We start from the raw sequence: 19748 nt of genomic DNA on the forward strand, positions 1-19748 counted from the left end.
TTGATGACTCCCTTGCCTGCACCGCTGCGCTGGCTGCATTCCCTTGAGTGGCGCCGTGGTTTTTTCGACTGGGCACGCAGTGATGGCGTGACCTGGGTGTATATCTTCAAAGTGCTGGTCGCTGCGTTCCTGACGCTGTGGCTGGCGATGCGCCTGGAACTGCCGCAACCGCGCACGGCGATGATCACCGTATTTATCGTGATGCAGCCCCAGAGCGGCCAGGTGTTCGCCAAGAGTTTCTATCGCTTCCTCGGGACCTTGGCAGGCTCGGCGGTGATGGTGCTGTTGATCGCTTTGTTTGCGCAGAACACCGAACTGTTCCTCGGTGCGCTGGCGATCTGGGTGGGCATTTGCACCGCTGGCGCCACGCGCAATCGTAACTTTCGCGCCTATGGGTTCGTGCTCGCCGGCTACACCGCGGCGATGGTCGGCCTGCCGGCCCTGGCCCACCCGGACGGCGCCTTCATGGCGGCGGTGTGGCGGGTGCTGGAAATCTCCCTGGGGATACTGTGCTCGACACTGGTCAGCGCCGCCATCCTGCCGCAGACCTCCAGCGCCGCCATGCGCAACGCGCTGTACCAGCGCTTCGGTGTGTTCGCGCTGTTTGTGACCGATGGCCTGCGCGGGCGCAGCCAACGCGAAGGTTTCGAGGCCAGCAACGTGCGCTTTATTGCCGAAGCCGTGGGGCTGGAAGGCCTGCGCAGCGTCACCGTGTTCGAAGACCCGCACATGCGTCGGCGTAACGGGCGGCTCAGTCGCCTTAACAGCGAATTCATGAGCATCACCACGCGCTTCAACGCCTTGCACCAATTGCTTGAACGCTTGCGCGCCGATGAGGCCGACCATGTAGTGGCAGCGATCAAGCCCGGCCTGCAAGACCTGGCCGAAGTGCTCGACGGCTTCTCTGGCCGCGCCCTCACCAGCTTGGATGCCGCGCGCCTGGTCAACCAACTGAGCGCCTACAAGGACGGCCTGCCCGCCAAGGTGCGTAGCCTGCGGGCGAGCTTCCAGGAAGACAACCCGACGGACGCCGAGCAGTTGGATTTCCACACTGCCTACGAGCTGCTGTACCGCTTCGTCGACGACCTGCACAACTACGCGCAAACCCACGCGTCCCTGGCCGATCATCGCCATGCGCGGGAGGATTGGCACGAAGCCTACACGCCAAAGACCAACTGGCTGGCCTGTGCCGCTGCCGGTGTGCGCGCCTCGTTTATCCTAGTTGTGCTGGGCAGTTACTGGGTGGCCACGGCCTGGCCCAGCGGCGCCACCATGACCCTGATCGCGGCGGCCACGGTGGGCCTGTCTGCTGCCACGCCCAACCCCAAGCGCATGGCGTTCCAGATGGCCTGCGGTACCTTGATCGGCGCCTTGGTCGGCTTTGTCGAAATGTTCTTCGTGTTCCCCTGGATCGACGGTTTCCCGCTGCTGTGCGTGATGCTGGCGCCGGTGATCATCTTCGGTGCCTTCCTCTCCTCCCGCCCGCAATACGCCGGTGTGGGTGTGGGCCTGTTGATCTTCTTCAGCACCGGCTCGGTGCCCGACAACCTCACGGTCTATAACCCCTACACCTTTATCAACGACTACATCGCCATGGTCATCGGCATGCTGGTATGCGCGGCGGCGGGGGCGATCATTTTGCCGCCCAACAGCCGCTGGTTGTGGCGCCGCCTGGAGCAAGACCTGCGTGAGCAGGTGGTGTATGCCATCAGCGGCAAGCTCAAGGGCCTGGCGTCGAGCTTTGAAAGCCGCACCCGCGACCTGCTGCACCAAGCGTATGGCCTCGCGGCCGGCCAGCCGCAGGTGCAACGCGATTTGCTGCGCTGGATGTTCGTGGTGCTGGAGGTCGGCCACGCGATCATCGAACTGCGCAAGGAGCAGGCGATTTTGCCGGTGCACCCGGCGTATGCCGAGTCGCAGCCGTGGCGCCAGGCGATCCGCGTGATGGGACGCTCGCTGGTGCGGCTGTTCCTGCAACCCAGCGCCAGCAACCTGGAGCGCGGGTTGATTGCCGTCGACCATGCGATCAGCCGCGTGCAGGCCACCGACGAACCCTTCGCCCCGCACTTCGACACCTCGGCCCTGCGCCGGGTGAAGAGCTACCTGCACTTTATTCGCACCTCGTTGCTCGACCCGCAATCGCCTCTGGCCGCCCTCAAAGGAGCCCCGAATGCCTCGTGAAATTGCATTCCACGGCATCTATATGCCGACCATGACCCTGATGTTCTTGATCGCAGCGGGGCTGGCCTGGGCGGTTGACCGCTTCCTGGCCGGGTTCGACCTGTACCGTTTCTTCTGGCACCCGGCGCTGCTGCGCCTGAGCCTGTTCGCTTGCCTGTTCGGCGCCCTGGCGCTGAGCGTCTACCGTTGAGAATGCCCCGATGAAAAAGTTTTTCAGCCTGCTCGCCACCTTGCTGGTGCTGGCGTTGGCGATCTGGATTGGCCGCACGTTGTGGGTGCACTACATGCAAACGCCGTGGACCCGCGATGGTCGCGTGCGCGCCGACATTATCAATGTGGCGGCTGACGTTACCGGCGAAGTGGTGGACGTGCCGGTACGCGATAACCAGTTGGTGAAAAAAGGCGACCTGCTGATGCAGATCGACCCCGAGCACTACCGCATTGCCGTCAAGCAAGCGCAATCGCTGGTGGCCTCCCGCAAGGCCACTTGGGAAATGCGCAAGGTCAACGCGCACCGCCGCGCCGACCTGGACGCGCTAGTGATCTCCAGGGAAAACCGCGACGACGCCAGCAACATCGCCGACTCGGCCCTGGCCGATTATCAGCACGCCCTGGCGCAACTGGAGGCCGCTGAACTCAACTTGAAACGTACCCGTGTGCTGGCGGCGGTGGACGGCTACGTCACCAACCTCAACGTGCACCGTGGCGACTATGCGCGTATCGGCGAAGCGAAAATGGCCGTGGTGGATATGAACTCGTTCTGGGTCTATGGCTTCTTCGAAGAAACCAAACTGCCCCACGTGAGGGTGGGCGACAAAGCCGATATGCAGCTGATGAGCGGCGAGACCTTGAAGGGCCATGTGGAAAGCATCTCCCGTGGCATCTACGACCGCGACAACCCCGAGAGCCGTGAACTGATCGCCGATGTGAACCCGACCTTCAACTGGGTGCGCCTGGCTCAGCGCGTGCCGGTGCGGATTCACATTGATGAAGTGCCGGAAGGCGTGTTGTTGGCGGCAGGGATTACCTGCACCGTGATCGTCAACCCAACACAAAACTAAACTGTGGGGGGGGCTTACCCGCTCCCACAGTTGACCGCGTCAGGCTTTGATAAAGGTTTCATGCAGGTGTCGCCACAGCAGCGCGCCACTGGCCTGTTTCTCGAACACCACCGTGGCGCGGCGGTCGGTCTGGGTGCCGCTGTCGTCAATCTGATGCTCGCGATACGTCACCGTGGCGCCGCGCGCATGGCGGTCGATGCCGGTCATTTCACTCAAGGTGATTTTCAACCCCGGACGCATCCCGCCCAGACGCGTAAACAACGCATTGACCCCGGCCCTGTTGACCCGTGTACCGGTGGCGGGGGCGATCATGCTGAACTCGGGTGAGAAGCGCGCGAGCAGATTTTCCAGCGTGCCCTGAGGCGCAACCCCGGCAAACCATTGCTCGATCTCGACGTGGGTCTGGATCACTTCTTCGAAAAAATCGCTGTAGTCAATCATGCTTGGGCTCGCTGCAAGGGTGAAGCAGCGTGCGTACTCTGGAAGCATCCAGGCGCAACACTGCGAAAAGCGGCAACAGGGTCAGAGCTGCCGCCATCGTGAAGGTTATGGCGAAGGAATCCAAGGCCGACAGTATTGCACTGAGCACGGCGGCGCCGACGCAGAAGCTTACTTGACGGTTCATGTTCCACAACGCACTGGCGTGGCCCATGCGCTCGGCGGGAATATCCAGAAAGGCCAGGGTTTGTGCGGTGCTGCTGCACAAGCTGCCGCCCAGGCCCATCAAGACGTAGGCCGCAATAATCAGCGCGGGCTCGTTGAGCAACAGGATGCCAGCGCATTGCAGCGCCATGCCCGCCAGCAACAAGGGTTTGGGGCCGCAGCGATTGAAGAGTTTTTTGCTCAGGTAGATTGCCACTGCCGAGGCCAGCGCCCAGGGCAACATCAGCGCGCCGGTTTGGGTGGCGTCATAGCCCAAGCTGCGCACATAAAGGATGGCGATCAGACTGGTGCCGATAAACACCCCGGGTATGCACAGGTAGACGAGCATCGCCACGCGCAGCATCGGACTGGCAACCTGTTTGAAAATGCTGCTCAGGTCCAGAGGTGGGCGCACGCGGGTGGGCGCGTCGGGTTTTATCCACAACAAGGCCAGCAGCAGGGTCACCAAGGCCAGTGGCAAGTTGGCGTAGAAAATCCAGCGCCATGACACAGTATCGACAATCACCCCACCCAATGCTGGCGATAGTGCCGGCACCAGCAACGCCACCGACATCACCCGCGCCGTCAGCTGGCTGCGCTCGGCGGCGGGGAAGTGCCGGTAAGCCATGGCCTGGCCCACGGGAATCAGCAAACCGCCACCGAGCCCTTGCACTGCGCGCCAGCCTATCAACGCCTCAATGGAGCCGGCCTGGCCCACCATCACCGAGGCGCCGGCGAACAGCAGCAGGCTGGAAGCGATCAGGGTGCGCTCGCCCATGTGCGCCGCCAACCATACACTCAAGGGGATGATCACTGTCAGCCCGAGCATGTAGGCATTACTGATCCACGCCAACTGTGTGACCGAGGCGTGCAGCTCGCGGGCGATATCCGGGTAGGCGACGGTGGCAACAAACATGTTCACCAGGTCCAGGGCAAAACCCAATAAAAAGATCCAGGCGACTTTCGAGCGGTAGGTCATGAACGCGTTCCTGCAAGTGAAGCCGGCAGGGTAGGCCGCAAGCAGGGTTTGGGATACGCCGGTTTGCCTGCTAGTTTGTCAAAAATATTTTGACAAAGGAGGGCGTCCATCATGGTCAGCCTGGACCGTTTTGACACTTTCAAGGCTGTGGTCGAGGCCGGCTCGCTCACTGCTGCCGCGGACCTGCTGGGCCAGACTCGCGCCGTGGTCAGCTTCAACCTCAAGCGCCTGGAGGCGGAACTCGGCGTCACCCTGCTGACCCGCAACACCCGCCAACTGGCGCTCACCGATGCCGGCGAACGCTTTTACCTGCGCTGCACGCGCATGCTCGAAGAGGCCCGCCTGGCGGTAGAAGAAGCCCGCAGTGAGCATGCTCAGCTCAAGGGCACGCTGCGCATCACCACCACTGTCGAATATGCCCTGGCCGTCGTTGCCCCGGCGGTAGAAGCCTTTCGCCGCCTGCACCCGGACCTGAATATCCACTTATCCACATCCTCCACCCACGCCGACCTGATCTCCGAGCGTTTTGACGTGGCGATTCGCCTGGGGCGCCTGCTGGACTCCAATCATCGGGCGGTGCAGTTGTCGACGTTCGATGTGTTTGCTGTTGCGGCACCGCAGTTTGCCGGGCTTCAGACCCTGGAAGAGCTGGAGCAGATCCCCCGGTTGGGCCATGGCCGCTTGACCGAACTGAGCGTCACCGACCCAGCGGGCATTCAACATCAATACCGTGCCGGGCCTGCTGCGTTGGTGGCTGATAGTGCGGCAGTGCTCCAGGCATTTGCTGTGCGCGGCCACGGTGTGGCGATTCTGCCGCAATGGCTGGTGCAGGAAGACTTGGAGGCCGGACGGCTGGTGCGTGTGCTGGCGGATCATCGCTTCGCCCCCCAAGGGGTCTACGCGATGTACCCGGATACCCGGCACCTGCCGCTGAAGGTGCGGGCGTTTATTGATTTTATGAAGGGCTAGAGGCTGCCACTCAAACCAAAGCGCTTCTTCAACACCATCTCCAACAACCCCTTGGGCAATAGCGCCGCCATCAACGGCAACGCGCGGCTGCCGTTGCCCGAACGCAACAGGCGTGGCGGTCGCACGTGCTGCACCGCCTTGAGCACGTCTGCAGCAAATTCACTGGCCGGGGTTGGCTTGTCCTGGGACGCTTGGCTGCGTGCCCGAATGCCCTCGCGCAACGGCCACCATGGTGACTGTTCGTGGATCAGCAATTCGGCTTGGGCGCCGGCATTCTTTGCAAAGCTTGTATTGATCGCACCAGGCTGAACTTCCATCACCTGCACGCCAAACGGTGCCAGCTCCATGCGCAGGGCGTCGCTTAACGCATGCACAGCGGCTTTGGACGCGCAGTAGGCGCCGGCAAACGGCGTCACCAATACGCCGGAAACGCTGCCGATATTCACCACCAGGCCCTTGTTGCGGCGCAGGGCGGGAAACAACGCCTGGGTCACGCCGACGATGGAAAACACATTGGTTTCGAATTGGCGTTGCATCGCCTCGGTACCGCCGTCGAGCAATGGGCCCATGGCGCCGTAGCCAGCGTTGTTGATCAGCACATCCAACTCGCCCCACTGCTCGGACAAGCGTTGCAGGGCGGCGCTGTCGTTGACGTCCAGTTGTAGGGCATTAAAGCCTGCGGCGATAAGCGCGGCGACATCATCGGGTTGGCGGGCGCTGGCCCATACCTCGAAGCCTGCGGCTTTGAACGCATCGGCAAGGGCGCGGCCGATGCCGCTGGAACAACCGGTGATCAGTACGTTGGGCATGCATCATTCCTTTGTCAGTCCGAGAAACTGCCTTGCAGGTGCTCGGCGCGAAATTCCAGGGTTTGTGGGCGATAGCCGGGACGCAGCGGCGGGGTGGGCAGGCAGTCATCCCAGGTGGCGCCCGCCTGCAACTCGCCGGGGCCGCGATAGCGTGGGGCGGCGTAGACATTGTCGGCCAGGTTGACCGTATCGCCCGGTGCATAGGCGGCGACGCGCCAGCGCAGTTCGGTCAGTGGCACGTCGTTGCCGTTGTTCAGGGTCAGTTTTAAAGGACGGTCGGCCGGGCATTCCTGTGGGGCGTAAGTAATGCGCAGCTCAAGGCGAGCCAATTGCGCGGCTTCGCGGTTGTCCAGCCATACCACCCAGACGGCGACGAAACCCAGGCCAACGGCAGCGGCCAACGATACCGGCAGCGCCTTGGCCGGGTAGCGCAGCAGCAGGATCAGCCAGGTGATGATCAGGAGAACGCCGAAGAACATGGAGACCACCTCGAATAGGGAACCAGCATCCTAACTTAAGCTTAGGTGGGATTGGTTACCTTGAGCATTGTGTTGGCCGGGCAGACGCCATCGCAGGCAAGCCAGCTCCCACATTCGACCGCATTCCAAAGTGGGTGCGCGGTCAACTGTGGGAGCTGGCTTGCCTGCGATGAGGCCTGTACAGTCACCACAAACCCCAAATAAAAAGCCCCCACCCAACCCACTGCGGATAGGGGACGCAATGGGCTGGGCGAGGGCTTCTTGTACGACTGTTTTACTGCGCGATAGTTTTCACCGACACGCCACGTTCAACCGGTGTCGAGCGCCCGTAGATATCTTCGAAGCGCTCGATATCGTCTTCCCCCAGATAGCTGCCCGATTGCACTTCGATGATCTCCAACGGGATCTTGCCCGGGTTGCGCAGGCGGTGCACCGAGGCGATCGGGATGTAGGTGGACTGGTTTTCGCAGAGCAGGAACACGTTGTCGTCACAGGTGACTTCGGCGGTGCCGCTGACCACGATCCAGTGTTCGGCGCGGTGGTGGTGCATCTGCAGCGACAGGCACGCGCCCGGCTTGACCGAGATGTGCTTGACCTGGAAACGCCCGCCCATGTCCACCGAGTCGTAGGAACCCCACGGACGATAGACTTCGCAGTGGTTCTGGGTCTCGCTGCGGCCTTGCTCGTTGAGGGTGTTGACCATCTGCTTGACGCCCTGGACCTTGTCCTTGTGGGCAATCATCATCGCGTCTTTGGTTTCCACCACCACGATGTTGTCCAGGCCGATCACCGACACGAGTTTGCCGTTGCCATGCACCATGCAGTTGCGGCTGTCCTGGATCACCACGTCGCCTTTGCTCACGTTGCCGTTGGCGTCTTTATCGTTGACCGCCCACAGCGAGGCCCAGCAACCCACATCGCTCCAGCCAGCGGCCAAGGGCACGACGCAGGCGCGTTGGGTTTTTTCCATCACGGCGTAGTCGATGGAATTGTCCGGGCAGCAGGCGAAGGTGGCGTCGTCGAAGGTCACGGTATCGGCGGTCTGCTCGCTGCGCTCCAGGGTCAGCACGCAGGTGTCGTAGATGTCCGGGTCATGCTTTTTCAGCTCTTCGAGGAAGCGGCTGGCACGGAACAGGAACATGCCGCTGTTCCAGAAGTAGCCACCGCTTTTGACGAACTCGACCGCACGTTTTTCATCGGGTTTTTCCACGAACTGTTGCACGCGGCTCACGCCTTCAGGCAGCAGCGAATCGTTGGTGGACTTGATGTAGCCGTAGCCGGTCTCCGGGCGGGTGGCCGGCACGCCGAACAGTACCATCTCGCCCCGCTCGGCGGCCACGGTGGCCAGGGCCAGTGCGCGTTGCAGGGCTTTCTGGTCGTCGATCACGTGGTCGGCGGGCAGTACCAGCATCAAATCGTCACGGCCTTCGTTGACCAGCATCATCGCGGTCAGGGCCACGGCCGGCGCAGTGTTGCGGCCGAAGGGTTCCATCAGGATGCGCTGGCAGTCGAGCTTGCGTGCGCTCAGTTGCTCGTTGACGATGAAACGGTGATCTTTGTTGCAGACCACGATGGGGGCGTCCATGCCTTCGAACACCAGGCGCTCCAGGGTTTGCTGGAACAAGGTGTGCTCGCCGGTCAGTGCCAGGAACTGCTTGGGGAATTGTTTACGCGAAAGCGGCCAAAGACGTGAGCCGCTACCACCGGAAAGGATTACTGGGATCATGGTGTTTCTCCTTGAATCGATATGGGTCAGAGCTACGAAGGTTTGTCGTTTCACTCTTGTTTTTGTCTCGGTCCTGAGTTGAGCCCCGGTCAGTGTGGGAGCTGGCTTGCCTGCGATGGCGCCTACAAGACCGCCATCGCAGGCAAGCCAGCTCCCACAAGGGGGCGTGTCAACTCAGGGAAATAATCAGCGGGTCGACACTGGGCGTTTCACCCACACTGGCGACAGGCTCGAACCTGAACCGGTGACGTACAACACCGCCGCTTCACCGCGTTCCAACGCAACCGGCTTCACATCACCGACTTTCTTGTCACCGTCATACAGCGCCAGGCTCACTTTCACCGGGTTGATCTCACGCTCGCCACGGCCCTTGGCGGCCACCGACTTGACCACATCGGTCTTGCCGTCGGCGGTCTTCAAGGTCAGGGCCTTGTCGCTGAGGTTCTGTACGCGCACCAGGGATTTCTGCTTGTTCTTGAACGGTGGCTCTTCGATCAACTGCGGCTGGCCGCTGCCGCTGTTGACCAGGGTGTAGTAGTGGTCGGCGGCCAGCTTGACCGGCAGGGTCTGGCTGCCGACCTTGGCGCTGTAGTCACCGCCCGGCATGAAGCTGAAGTCGCTGCTGGCCAGTGGCGCAACGTCGCTGAGGTTGGTGCTGCCGACGGTGGCGCTGACTTCCTGGTTGCTGGCGTTGTAGATACGCACAAAGCTGGAGCCTTTTGGTGCAGTCGGGCCGTATAGGGCGGCGTCACCGGCAGCGAAGGCCGACAGGGATACGACGCTCAGGCCTGCTGCGATAGCCAGGGTTTTAGCGAGACGACGAGGAGTAGTAGTGAAAGTCATGTGAGTTACCTCTCTTTCAGTTTTGCGCCCGGTCGGGCGTCTCGGATTTAGGTGTGTTGATTGCCATGTTCTGTTGGCGCGAACCGGCTTGTTTAAGCTGCGCAACCCAGGCTGGGTCGGCATCACCGATTTCGTTGTTGATAGGCAGATAACGTTCAGGAAACTCCCAGATCAGCACCTGAGGCGGGCTGTTCTTGAAGTCGTCACTTTTGAGGTAGCTGAGCATCGGCAGGATCGGGCCGTGGCCATCTTCGGCGTAGCTGACCACGTCGCTGTGCAAGGCTTGTTTGAGCGCACCCACGAAGTTCCAGTTGGGGTTGGCGCTGTAGCTGGTGCCCACCAGGGCCACCGGGGTTTCGCTGTCGCTGAACAGCGCGTCATCACCTTTCTCTTCGGCCAGGTGGGTGACGCGTTTTTCCAGCGGCTCTTTAGGTGGCATCAGGTTTTCGAACAGCGGGTCCAGGGGCAGGAACAAACGCAAGTCACCTTTATGTGGCTCGGTTTTCTCAGCCTCGGTGACAAAACGCTGCGGCTCGCCGCTCAGTGGGGTTTTGTCGGCAATCGCCTTGGCCAATTGCTTGGCGGCGACTTCGGCACCGTCCGGTGTCCAGTGAGTATCGGTGCGCAGGAACACTTGCTTGCCGGCGAGCTTGGCCTGTTGCAGCGGGCCGAGCAGATCTGGAGCTGGAATGTTGTCCGCCGCCACTCGGGCATGGAAGTCCTGGTACAGGTTGGCGTGCACGCTGGCCGGTTTGACTTCACCCAAATGCTCCGGATACAGGCGTACCTTGGCCGGCACGATCGCCATCACCAGTTGGATACCCTGGGCCTTGAGCTTCTGGCGCACGCCTTCGACCAGCGCGTAGTTGCCTTGCAGGTTCTGGTCTTCGTTGACGGCGGGGTTGAATTCCTCGTCGCTGTACAACCAGTGATCGCGGCCCAGCACCACGCCAGGGCGGCCTTCATTGAACAACTTGTAGTCCAGCGCCGCCCACAGGTTGGTGCCCAGGCGCTTGATCGGGAACTCGTCGTCGTAGTGGGTCTCGACGGCTTTGGTCCAGCGACCGTTGAGCACGGTGGCATCGGCGTTGGTGCTGAAGCCAAAGAAGCTGCGCAGCGACCAGGCGCCAAGTGCCAGCAACAGCACCAGGAACAGGCTTATGTAGAGGACGCGTAATGAACGGGTCATGGTCGGCTCCCTCAGAATTGGAAGTAAAGGAACGGCGAGAAACTCTGCGCCGACAGTTTCAGGATCGACGCCACGAACAGCAGAAGCACCGCCGCGCGCATGGCGTAGCGTGGCCAGTCAGCGGTCCAGTAGGCCGGTTGCACGGCAGCGTCACGGCCCACGCTGAAACCGGGCTCGTGGATGCTGCCAGGGTTGTCGCCGGGTACGGCCTTGATCAGGCTCGGGTCGGCTGGCTTGGCCTTGTCGGCAGGGCGGTTGGTGTAGAAGTCGCGCAGGCCGAAGAACGCCAGCGTTGCATAGGCCACCACCAGGGTTGCCACTTGCAGGCCGGTAAGGTTGGCGCGGTTGAGTTCCGACAGTGACCACTCGCCAAAGCTGAACATCGCACCGTACATACGCCCGGCAACGTGCAGGTTTTCGGCGCGGAAGATCACCCAGCCCATTACCACCAGCAGGAAGGTAAAGGCCCAGCGCAGCACATTGAAACTGCGCGGTGCGGTGTTCAGCCCGATGGCTTTTTCAATCGCCAGCCACATGCCGTGCCAGGCGCCCCACACGATGTAGGTGATGTTCGCGCCGTGCCACAGGCCACCGAGCAGCATGGTCAGGAACAGGTTGCGGTAAGTGGTCAGGGTGCCTTTGCGGTTGCCGCCCAGGGTGATGTACAGGTAGTCACGCAGCCAGGTGGACAGGCTGATGTGCCAGCGCCGCCAGAACTCGGTGATCGACTGGCTGATGTAGGGCTGCTTGAAGTTTTCCATGAAGCGAAAACCCATCATCAAACCCAAGCCAATGGCCATGTCGCTGTAGCCGGAGAAGTCGAAGTACAGCTGCGCGGTATAGGCCAGCGCGCCGAGCCAGGCATCGCCTGTGGTGGGGTTTTGCAGGGCGAAGCAATGGTCGGCCACCACCGCGAGGGTGTCAGCAATAAAGACCTTCTTGATGAAACCCTGCATGAACCGCGTGCAGCCCTCGGAGAATTTATCCAGGGTGTGGGTGCGGTTGTTGAACTGGTCGGCCAGGTCGCGAAAGCGCAGCACGGGACCGGCGATCAGGTGCGGGAAGATCGCCACGAACGCTGCGAAGTCGATGAGGTTGCGGGTCGCCGGGGTGTCGCCACGGTACACGTCGATGATGTAGCTGATGGACTCGAAAATGTAGAACGAGATCCCGATCGGCAACAGCACGTGAGTGAGGATGAACGGCTCCAGGCCTGCCGACTTCATCATTACATTGATGCTGTCGACGCCGAAGTTGGCGTACTTGAAGTAGCCGAGGATGCACAGGTCGACCGCCACCCCGAGCAACAGCCAGCGCTGCGCCGGCTTGGTGCGTACACCGGCGGCACCAACCTTGAGGCCGATCCAGTAGTTCCACAGCGTGACGGCCGCGAACAGCGCCAGGAAGTCCACTCGCCACCAGGCGTAGAACACGTAGCTGGCAATCAGCAGCAGCAGATTGCGATAGCGTTGCCCGCTCAAATAGTACAAGCCGAGAAAGATCGGCAAGAACAGAAACAGGAACACATTGGACGAGAAAACCATCCCGATCTCTCCATGTTTAACCAACAGTCAAGGGCCAGAGCCCCCCCAACCCCCACGATGTCGGGGGAGGCTGTGATCGTTCCCACGCTCTGCGTGGGAATGCCTCTTGTGGCGCTCTGCGCCACGCTTTGGGACGCACAGCGTCCCGTGCTGCATTCCCACGCAGAGCGTGGGAACGATCAGCGACTAGCTGCCTTTGTTGCCTTTTTCATGCGCCGGGTCGTAGACCTTGGTCAGGTCACCGCCCAGGCGGAAGGTCTTGAACGGTTGCATGCCATGCTTGCGTTCGATCACATCCGGTGCGCAGGTGTAGAGGGTGCAGAAGGGCTCAAGCCAGGCAAATTTCATGTCTTCCTTGAGGTCCTTCATGTCCTGCTCTTTGCCGTTCTTCTGCTCGAAGATGTCCGGGTCTTTCACCCCGGCCAGCACCTTGTCGCCCAGGCGCTTGAGCGCGCTGTTGTTTTCCTGGCGCAGGTCCACGCCGTTGACCAGCGCAAAACTGGCGATCATCGACAGCGGCGGCAGCGCGTAGTTGTGGTACGACAGGGCGCGTTGCTGGCGCTTCAATTCGTTCGGCAAGAAACCCTGGTCATCGACCTGGTTCACGCCGACCTTGTATTCCTTCACCGCCCAGTCAAACAGGTCGCGGCGGTTGGTAGCGATGGACGTTGCCATCACCGACCAGGCGGCCCAGTACGAGTGGTTGTTAGTTTTTTCCAGGGGCAGGTTGTCCCAGTCGCTCACCACCTGGTCGGCCAGCTTGTTGAACCAGGCTTCGATCTGCTGGGCTTCCTGCGGGTGCTTGGCCAGTGGCTGCGACTCGGAGAACTTCAGGCGCACATAGGCCGAGGCCATGCTGCCCAGCGCCCATTTGCGCATGGACTTGCCGGTGTGATTGAAGTCCTTGGACATCAACGCATCGGCCTTGGCCCATGACACCAGCCAGTTCAGGGTGCATTCGAGCTGCTGTGGACGGCCGTCGCGCATGAACTGCATCACCCGTTTGCTGGTGTCTTTTTCCAGCTTGGTGATGTCGGCGGTGCTGTCGCGAAAGGCTTTTTCCGACTGCACATTCAGGGTCGAACGGGCCTTGTCGGAACCTTCGTACTTACTGCGAAACTGCAACGGCCCGGTGTAGGGCGTTGGCATGCTGTCGCAATCATTCTTGAAGTCGCCGGTCTTGAACGCTTCGATCGGTGCGAAATAGCCCTGGGGTGGACGCAGTGGCGCCGCTGCATTGACGGAACCTGCGAACATGGCCAGGCCCAGCAGGCCAGGGAGCAATAACTTTTGCATAAGTAACCTCACTTCCCGAGTTGGGCGGTCTGCTGACCACCGCTTGGGAATACGTTGCGTGTGCAAATTTTCGCTTCAACCTTCTGCGCCGCAGCGCCCGCTTCGGGGCCCTGCACTTCCACGGCCAGCAAGTTCTGCGAGGCCCAGTCTTCATCGGTGCGCAGTTCAAAGGCGAAACGCCCGTCTGTATCGGATGTTTCGGGTTTCTCGATCTTGATGTCCTCGTGGCGCCCGTTCATGTACCAGAGGGTGGCTTGCAAGGTTTTCACCGACGGATCGGCGAAGCGGATATCCACCTGATGGTTGGCGTTGCGCAGGTCTTTGTTCGCGCTGTTGACCATCAGTTCGTTTTTGCCCGGTTTGAGCGTGGTGCTGGCCGACATCTGCGCGGTCTTGCCTTCGCAACCGTTGTCCAGCAGCGCCATCATCTGGCGGTAGATGGTTTCCTGGTCGAGACGGTACAGCGGCGAGAATTCCCAGATCAGGATCTTCGGTGGGCTCTTCTGGAATTCGTCGCTGCCCAGGTACTGCAGCATCGAGCCTTCCAGGCCACCGCCGGGGAAGGCGACGTTGAGGATGTCGGCCCCGATTTCCTCTTCCAGGAAACCGGCGAAGTTGTAGTTCTTGCCACTGTGGCTGGTGCCCACCAGCGTGATCTGCGGGTTGCCCGAATCGCCGAACAGGTCGCCGTCACCGGCTTCGCCCTTGGGCTCGGTGGTGAACTGGTCCATGTACTGGATCGCATAGCTGGTGCCACACAGTTGCCCGGCCATGTTGTGCAGGGTGCCGGTCTTGCCCATGCGGCCCGAGCGCTTGGTCTCGAACTCACGCTTGGGAATCTCGGCATATTCCGGCATCTGCTTGACCTTGGCCGCGACGATTTTCGCGGTGCGCTGGGCGCCGTATGGGGTCCAGTGCTGGTCGCCACGGAAGTAGAAATCGTGGGCTGGCAATTCATCCGGCAGTTGTTCGTTGGTCAGCGGCGACAGGTCTGGTACCACGTAGCCCATCTTGGCGAAGCGGCCGAGCATGGTTTTGTAGTTGCCCAGGGCTTTGTCGAAGTCGAACGAGGCTTTCTCCGCCGGGTTGAGCTTGTTGCGGTTCACCAGGCCACGGGTCGGCTGGTAGACCACCACCAGTTCCACGCCCTTGCTCTTGAACGCATCGTGCAACTGCTGCATGCGCTTGTAGCCGGCCGGGGTGGTGTCGAACTCGGTGCGCAGGTCTTCCTGGGTACGGAACAGCCAGTCGCCCTGGGCTTGCACCAGGGTGGTGAAGTTCTGCTGGTAGCGCGTGGTGTAGTTTTTCGCGTCATGGGCGGCCGGGCACAGGCTGCAGCAGGGTTCAGCGGTGAAGGTAGGAGCTTTGACTTCATCGGCGCGTACGCCCTGGCTGGCCGCCAGCAGGCCGAGGGTCAGACCCGAGAGGCTCAGCAGTTTGATCATGTGTGGGTGCATAAGGGTCATCCTCAGTCCTGCAATTCGGTCTGGCGTTCGACGGGGTCGATCAGCACGGCTTTCTGCTGGCGCACCAGCAGGTCGAGAATTTCTTCCTGGCGGTCGCCCAGGATGCCGGAGAAGCTGATGCCGCTGGATTTGGTCGGCGCCAGCATCGACACGCGATACAGCTCGATACTCAACGGCGAGTCGATGGACAGCGGCCCGCTGCCGTTACCCGCCAGTTCACCGCCGACCACGATCAGCGAGACCTTGGCGTCGAACGGGTCGAGGGCGATGTCGCGGTCGGTGTCGGTCAAGTCCTTGATGTGGCCGTACACGCCGGTCAGCCCGTTGGCCATCGAGGTGTTTTCGTAGAGCTTGATGTTCACGCTGTTACGCACGCGGATCCCGTGGCGACGGTTGCTGATCACCTTGTTGCCCCACAGCAGGTTGTCGCCGCTCTCATAGAGGGTGATGCCGTCGGTGTGGTTGCGGTAGATCTCGTTGTCGGCGATCAGGTTGTTCACGCTGTTACGGTCGATCACCAGGCCCGAAAGCTTGTTGTCATAGCTGCGGTTGTTGAAGATAAAGCTGTCGTTCACTTCCCGGGAAATGATGATGCCGTGCTTCTTCTTGGTGCCGTACACGGTGTTGTCCGCGATGATCAGGCCGTGAGAACGGTCATGGGGGTCAATGCCGTAGACGATGTTGTCTTTGTAGGTATTGCCCTTGATCACAAAGCCCGTGGTCTCATAGCAGTAGAAGCCGTACCACATGTCCGAGAACTCGGAGTCGATGATCCAACCGGTCGGCTCGGGGCGCTTGAGCACCTTGGCCATGTTCGGCGTGTACTGGGAAATACTCACCCCGTACGACTTACTGTTGGCGTAGCCGAAGCTGGCCATCTTGGTTTTGGAGATGTAGGTCTCGGTGCCGCCCCAGGCCAGCAGGAACGGGCGGAATTCCTTGGCCGACTTGAACAGCGCCGGACCGTTGGTTTTTTCATCCCAGCCGGTGACCTTGGTGTCACGCACGAACAGCTGGCCGTCGTTGATCAAAAACGCGCCGGCTTGTTGGGACAGGCGCAGTTCCTGGGTGTTCTTGTCGATATCGAGGATGCCTTTACGGCCCACCACGATCGGCAACTTGGCCAGGAACACACCCGGCGACGTTTCGCTGAAGTACTGCTTGGGCACTTTGCCCAGCAGGTCCTTGAGGTTCATGTAGCCGTCGTCGACGAAGATCGCCTGGGGAATGCCATGCTGGCGCACCACCCATTCGGCCATCTTGTTATCGCCGCCGATAAAGTCCTTGAGCGCGTCTTCCTGCATCATGCGGCGGATGCTGATTTTGCCCGCCTTGGTCTTGACGATTTTCTTTTCCATCGCCTGCGCGGTGTAGCCCGACAGGTCGGGCAGCGCCGGCTTGGCCATTTCAAGCGGCGCGGTAGACGGGCTGGAGATGGTGTAGGTTTTGGCCTGTTGCAGTTCCTTGGCGATGATCGGCGCCTTGGCCGCCGTATCGGCAAACGCTGTGGCGCTGGCCATCAGCATTGCCGCGACGAGTAGGCTTTGAGCATTCATGGCGCAGGCTCCCATCAGAATTTCCAGACCACGTCGACAAACGCGCGGTGCATGTAGGAGTCGACCTGGCTGCCATAGGCATCGCCGGGCTTGAACACGCCGGCACGCAAACGCACCAGGGCTGAAGGCTCGTCGATCGACTGGCTCAGCGCCGCTGGCAGCAAGCCTTTCTTGAAGTACTTGGTGACCACCAGGTCCATTTCTTGGCCGAGGTCTTTCTTGCCGTCTTCCAACGGCAGGGAGGTGCTGGAGAGGATCGCGCCGGTGACGTCATCGGTGTTGTTCTGCACCGCGTCGATGCCGTTGCTGCCCACCGGCTTGTTGCCGTCCACGCGCCAGAACTTGTGGTACACCAGGCTGGCGTCATAGTCCTCGCGCAGCTGCCAGGAACCGAACAGGCTCATGGACTGCATGTTGTTCATTTCGCCGCGAAACGCTTCACCAAAGCGATGCACACGGGACTGGGTGCCGGTCCAATTCGAACGGTTGCTTTGCAGGCCGTTCTGTTCGTACTCGGCACTGGCGCGCGAGTACGCGGCACCCACTTGCCACTGCGGATCCAGGCGCAGGCGCACGCCGATATCGGTGGCCCAGCCGCTGACGTCATCGCTGCGTTTGGCGGAGGTGGGGCGGCTGCCGTCGGCGTTCAAGGCGTTGACCTTGTCGCGGTCGCCTTTCATGCCGGTGATGCTCGCCCAGTAGTTGACGGTGTTGGTGTTGCGCCAGTTGTAGGCGTCGCTATTGGCTTCGATGCCCAGCCAGGTGAGATCGCCGTTTTCGCGCTTGTCCAGCGGGTCGCTGGCCACACCCGGTTCGGCGTAGTCGAGCTTGCCGTCGTCGTGGGTGTGGTGGCCGCGCAGGCCGATCCACTGGCCCGGTGTCCACTGGTAGGCGGCGTCGGCGTAGAAGTGCTGGCGGTCCTTGTCGACCGGCGACAATTCCTTAAGGTCGGTGCGGTATTCGCTGAAGCGTTCGGCGGCGCCGACATTGGCCTTGAGCAAGGTGGTGTCGAAGGTCCAGTTCAACGCTTCGATGTTGGTGTCGCGCCACTGGCCGTCGTCATTGCGCAGGCGCTGGCGGCCGAACTTGAGGATCTCGCCGGGGTAGGGCGTGAAGCCGCTGTAGCCGACCCAGAACTCACGCAGGGCCAGGTAGTTTTTCTTGGCCTTGCGGTCGTCGTTGCTCGACTGCTGCTCGGTGGTGTCATCGGCCGACTGTTGCAGGGTGTCGGTCTCGATGATGTCGCTGGACACTACTGCCTGGCCCATGGCGTAGGCGCTCCACGCGCCGCTTTCGCCGTAGATCCAGGGGCGCAGGTCGAGGCCGATGCCGTTGACGTCGCCGCCTTTCTGGGTGCCCAGGTCGCGGTCGTCTTCAGACTGCGCGGTGGCTTTGACTTCCAGGCCGAAGTTCTTCGCTTCGGTGAGCGCGGCCAGGGTCGGGCACGACCACAGCAGGGCGAAGGACAGGCCGATACCGGCCTTGACGAATGGGTTGAGCTTCATAGGGATTCCTCGCCGTCTTCTTCTTGCAGGGCGTGCAGTTGCAGCGTGCTTTGGGCCAGGGTGCCGCGGGCGGCCAGTTCCTGTTGCACCAGGCGTTGGCCTTCGGCGCGTTGCGCAGGCGTCAGCGGCGCTTCGAGCTGGGTGGCCAGGTCATTGGCTTCTGGCGTGTCCTGGGCCTTGGCCAACTGGCTGAAGACATAGGCGTTCAATGGGTCGGGCTTGGTGCCCTTGCCTTGGGAAAACAGTTGGGCAATGGCGAAGTCGGCGCTGTTCTGGCCGTTGCGCGCTGCGGTCAGCAGGTGGTCCAGGGCTTTTTGCGGGTAAACCTTGCCCAGGTAGCCACGGCGGTAGATCTGGCCGAGGTAGTAATCGGCGGCCACTTCACGGCCCACGGCTTTTTCGAAATGCGCCTCGGCGGCCTTGGCATCGGCGGGCACCCACTTACCTTCGTAGTAGAGCTTGCCCAGCAGCAATTCGGCGCGTGGCTGGTCGGCGGCGCGGCCGTTGTCCAAGTACTTCATCATCTGCTCGACATCGCCCAGTTCGGGGAAGTCGTAGAGCAGTTGCGCCAGGCTGACCCAGGACGCCGGGTAGCCGGGGGCGATTTTTTCCAGCAACGCCTGGGCGGTTTTCTCGTCCGGGGTACCGAGGGTGGCATCGCCGAGTACGCGGGCGACGCTGTCGACGCGCTGGGCGGTGACGGTGCCACGGCTTACGCCTGCTTCCATTTGCTTGAGCAGTTCGGCCTGTTGTTCCGGCTGCTGTTTTTTCTGATAGACCGTGGCCAGTTCGACGTAGCAGATATCGGTGGTGTTCAGCGCGGCTTTGCAGATGCGCTCCACATCATCCAGATGCTGGTCGTAGGTACCCTGGGTGCGATACAGCAGCACCTGGGCCAGGCCGGCCTCCGGGTAACCCGCCGCCTGCCATTGGCTGATCTGCTGTTGGGCATTCACATTGGGGAAGCTGTGGGGGTATTGCAGGTACAGCATCGCCAGCGGGATCAAGGTGTTGCCTTCGCCATTGGCAAAGGCTTTTTTCAGCAGGCTTTCGGCTTCATGGTGCTCGGCCTCAGTGACGCCCGGCTTGGCCGCCAACAGGCGACCCAGGCGTGCCTGGGCGCGGGGCGAGGTGTCTGCCGCCGCACGGTAGGTGGCTTCGGCCTGCTTGATTTGCGCTGGGTCGCGGGTGCCGACCTGGATATCGGCCAGGCCCACCTGGGCGTCGCTGTAGCCCAGTTCCGCCAGTTGCTGGTAATTCTGCTGGGCGGTGACGGTGTCGCCGCGCTTGAGGGCTTCGTTGGCCAGGCGCTGGTCGGGCAGGCCGGCGCAACCGGCCAGGCTTACGGCCAGTGCCAGCGCGCAGTACGCAGAGGCCAGGTGAAATTTGCTCTGTGTGGGAACTGGCCTGCCTGCGATGGCATCGCTGCGGTGCAACTGATGCACCGAGTCGCCTGCATCGCGGGCAAGCCCGGCTCCCACAGAGGTCAGCGGTGTTGTTGGA

At 61.6% G+C, this 19748-nt stretch carries 17 protein-coding genes; 4 read left to right on the top strand and 13 right to left on the bottom strand.

Features of this window, described 5'->3' with window-relative positions; translation table 11 throughout:
- Positions 1–3: 3 nt before the first annotated feature.
- The 3 genes from RHM69_RS26695 to RHM69_RS26705 are packed head-to-tail and all read left to right on the top strand — an operon-like array spanning position 4 to position 3242.
- Complete coding sequence (locus RHM69_RS26695; protein ID WP_197865381.1) at positions 4–2181, top strand: FUSC family protein; 2178 nt, start codon at positions 4–6, stop codon at positions 2179–2181.
- On the top strand, positions 2171–2371 hold the full coding sequence (locus tag RHM69_RS26700; RefSeq protein WP_003188711.1) for a DUF1656 domain-containing protein: 201 nt from the start codon (positions 2171–2173) through the stop codon (positions 2369–2371). The genes RHM69_RS26695 and RHM69_RS26700 overlap by 11 nt, the downstream gene beginning before the upstream one ends.
- Positions 2372–2381: 10 nt before the next feature.
- Positions 2382–3242, top strand: coding sequence for an HlyD family secretion protein (locus RHM69_RS26705; protein ID WP_014716993.1), 861 nt, complete (start codon positions 2382–2384; stop codon positions 3240–3242).
- Positions 3243–3281: 39 nt separating this feature from the next.
- Here RHM69_RS26705 and RHM69_RS26710 read toward each other — a convergent pair whose 3' ends face one another.
- Positions 3282–3683 (bottom strand): nuclear transport factor 2 family protein, encoded by a 402-nt coding sequence (locus tag RHM69_RS26710; RefSeq protein ID WP_014716994.1) that lies wholly within the window; start codon positions 3681–3683, stop codon positions 3282–3284.
- Positions 3676–4863 carry an MFS transporter gene (locus RHM69_RS26715; RefSeq protein WP_200599130.1) on the bottom strand — a complete coding sequence of 396 codons (1188 nt, stop codon included), beginning with the start codon at positions 4861–4863 and terminating at the stop codon, positions 3676–3678. The genes RHM69_RS26710 and RHM69_RS26715 overlap by 8 nt, the downstream gene beginning before the upstream one ends.
- Positions 4864–4974: 111 nt before the next feature.
- Between RHM69_RS26715 and RHM69_RS26720 the strand changes: the two genes are divergently transcribed.
- On the top strand, positions 4975–5832 hold the full coding sequence (locus RHM69_RS26720; RefSeq protein WP_014716996.1) for a LysR family transcriptional regulator: 858 nt from the start codon (positions 4975–4977) through the stop codon (positions 5830–5832).
- Here RHM69_RS26720 and RHM69_RS26725 read toward each other — a convergent pair.
- The 11 genes from RHM69_RS26725 to algK all read right to left on the bottom strand — a co-directional run bounded on the left by RHM69_RS26725 (position 5829) and on the right by algK (position 19663).
- On the bottom strand, positions 5829–6641 hold the full coding sequence (locus RHM69_RS26725) for an SDR family oxidoreductase (protein ID WP_197865385.1): 813 nt from the start codon (positions 6639–6641) through the stop codon (positions 5829–5831). The genes RHM69_RS26720 and RHM69_RS26725 overlap by 4 nt on opposite strands.
- Positions 6642–6655: 14 nt before the next feature.
- Entirely contained in the window at positions 6656–7120 is a 465-nt protein-coding gene (locus RHM69_RS26730) for a hypothetical protein (RefSeq protein ID WP_014716998.1), read from the bottom strand.
- Between the two features lie 274 nt (positions 7121–7394).
- Entirely contained in the window at positions 7395–8846 is a 1452-nt protein-coding gene (locus tag RHM69_RS26735) for a mannose-1-phosphate guanylyltransferase/mannose-6-phosphate isomerase (protein ID WP_032903349.1), read from the bottom strand.
- Between the two features lie 186 nt (positions 8847–9032).
- Complete coding sequence (locus RHM69_RS26740) at positions 9033–9689, bottom strand: alginate O-acetyltransferase AlgF (RefSeq protein WP_014717000.1); 657 nt, start codon at positions 9687–9689, stop codon at positions 9033–9035.
- A gap of 16 nt (positions 9690–9705) precedes the next feature.
- Positions 9706–10878 carry an alginate O-acetyltransferase gene (locus tag RHM69_RS26745; RefSeq protein WP_014717001.1) on the bottom strand — a complete coding sequence of 391 codons (1173 nt, stop codon included), beginning with the start codon at positions 10876–10878 and terminating at the stop codon, positions 9706–9708.
- 11 nt (positions 10879–10889) lie between these two features.
- Positions 10890–12422 carry an MBOAT family O-acyltransferase gene (locus RHM69_RS26750; protein ID WP_014717002.1) on the bottom strand — a complete coding sequence of 511 codons (1533 nt, stop codon included), beginning with the start codon at positions 12420–12422 and terminating at the stop codon, positions 10890–10892.
- Between the two features lie 186 nt (positions 12423–12608).
- Positions 12609–13718, bottom strand: coding sequence for a mannuronate-specific alginate lyase (locus tag RHM69_RS26755; protein WP_014717003.1), 1110 nt, complete (start codon positions 13716–13718; stop codon positions 12609–12611).
- A gap of 8 nt (positions 13719–13726) precedes the next feature.
- Positions 13727–15175, bottom strand: a complete 1449-nt coding sequence (locus RHM69_RS26760; protein WP_020301240.1) for an alginate O-acetyltransferase — start codon at positions 15173–15175, stop codon at positions 13727–13729.
- Between the two features lie 11 nt (positions 15176–15186).
- Entirely contained in the window at positions 15187–16755 is a 1569-nt protein-coding gene (gene algG / locus RHM69_RS26765) for a mannuronan 5-epimerase AlgG (protein WP_200599131.1), read from the bottom strand.
- Positions 16755–18245 (bottom strand): alginate export family protein, encoded by a 1491-nt coding sequence (locus RHM69_RS26770; RefSeq protein WP_014717006.1) that lies wholly within the window; start codon positions 18243–18245, stop codon positions 16755–16757. The genes algG and RHM69_RS26770 overlap by 1 nt, the downstream gene beginning before the upstream one ends.
- Complete coding sequence (gene algK, locus RHM69_RS26775) at positions 18242–19663, bottom strand: alginate biosynthesis TPR repeat lipoprotein AlgK (RefSeq protein ID WP_200599154.1); 1422 nt, start codon at positions 19661–19663, stop codon at positions 18242–18244. Before algK ends, RHM69_RS26770 begins: the two co-directional genes overlap by 4 nt.
- Positions 19664–19748 lie beyond the last annotated feature (85 nt).

Origin of the sequence: Pseudomonas sp. CCI1.1, assembly GCF_034348165.1 — a bacterium.
GTDB lineage: Bacteria > Pseudomonadota > Gammaproteobacteria > Pseudomonadales > Pseudomonadaceae > Aquipseudomonas > Aquipseudomonas paracarnis.

What these genes read in the sequence shown, in the direction of transcription:
- RHM69_RS26695 (WP_197865381.1), top strand. Translation starts at nt 4, where the DNA reads ATGACTCCCTTGCCTGCACCGCTGCGCTGGCTGCATTCCCTTGAGTGG.
- RHM69_RS26700 (WP_003188711.1), top strand. Translation starts at nt 2,171, where the DNA reads ATGCCTCGTGAAATTGCATTCCACGGCATCTATATGCCGACCATGACC.
- RHM69_RS26705 (WP_014716993.1), top strand. Translation starts at nt 2,382, where the DNA reads ATGAAAAAGTTTTTCAGCCTGCTCGCCACCTTGCTGGTGCTGGCGTTG.
- RHM69_RS26710 (WP_014716994.1), bottom strand. Translation starts at nt 3,683, where the DNA reads ATGATTGACTACAGCGATTTTTTCGAAGAAGTGATCCAGACCCACGTC.
- RHM69_RS26715 (WP_200599130.1), bottom strand. Translation starts at nt 4,863, where the DNA reads ATGACCTACCGCTCGAAAGTCGCCTGGATCTTTTTATTGGGTTTTGCC.
- RHM69_RS26720 (WP_014716996.1), top strand. Translation starts at nt 4,975, where the DNA reads ATGGTCAGCCTGGACCGTTTTGACACTTTCAAGGCTGTGGTCGAGGCC.
- RHM69_RS26725 (WP_197865385.1), bottom strand. Translation starts at nt 6,641, where the DNA reads ATGCCCAACGTACTGATCACCGGTTGTTCCAGCGGCATCGGCCGCGCC.
- RHM69_RS26730 (WP_014716998.1), bottom strand. Translation starts at nt 7,120, where the DNA reads ATGTTCTTCGGCGTTCTCCTGATCATCACCTGGCTGATCCTGCTGCTG.
- RHM69_RS26735 (WP_032903349.1), bottom strand. Translation starts at nt 8,846, where the DNA reads ATGATCCCAGTAATCCTTTCCGGTGGTAGCGGCTCACGTCTTTGGCCG.
- RHM69_RS26740 (WP_014717000.1), bottom strand. Translation starts at nt 9,689, where the DNA reads ATGACTTTCACTACTACTCCTCGTCGTCTCGCTAAAACCCTGGCTATC.
- RHM69_RS26745 (WP_014717001.1), bottom strand. Translation starts at nt 10,878, where the DNA reads ATGACCCGTTCATTACGCGTCCTCTACATAAGCCTGTTCCTGGTGCTG.
- RHM69_RS26750 (WP_014717002.1), bottom strand. Translation starts at nt 12,422, where the DNA reads ATGGTTTTCTCGTCCAATGTGTTCCTGTTTCTGTTCTTGCCGATCTTT.
- RHM69_RS26755 (WP_014717003.1), bottom strand. Translation starts at nt 13,718, where the DNA reads ATGCAAAAGTTATTGCTCCCTGGCCTGCTGGGCCTGGCCATGTTCGCA.
- RHM69_RS26760 (WP_020301240.1), bottom strand. Translation starts at nt 15,175, where the DNA reads ATGCACCCACACATGATCAAACTGCTGAGCCTCTCGGGTCTGACCCTC.
- algG (WP_200599131.1), bottom strand. Translation starts at nt 16,755, where the DNA reads ATGGGAGCCTGCGCCATGAATGCTCAAAGCCTACTCGTCGCGGCAATG.
- RHM69_RS26770 (WP_014717006.1), bottom strand. Translation starts at nt 18,245, where the DNA reads ATGAAGCTCAACCCATTCGTCAAGGCCGGTATCGGCCTGTCCTTCGCC.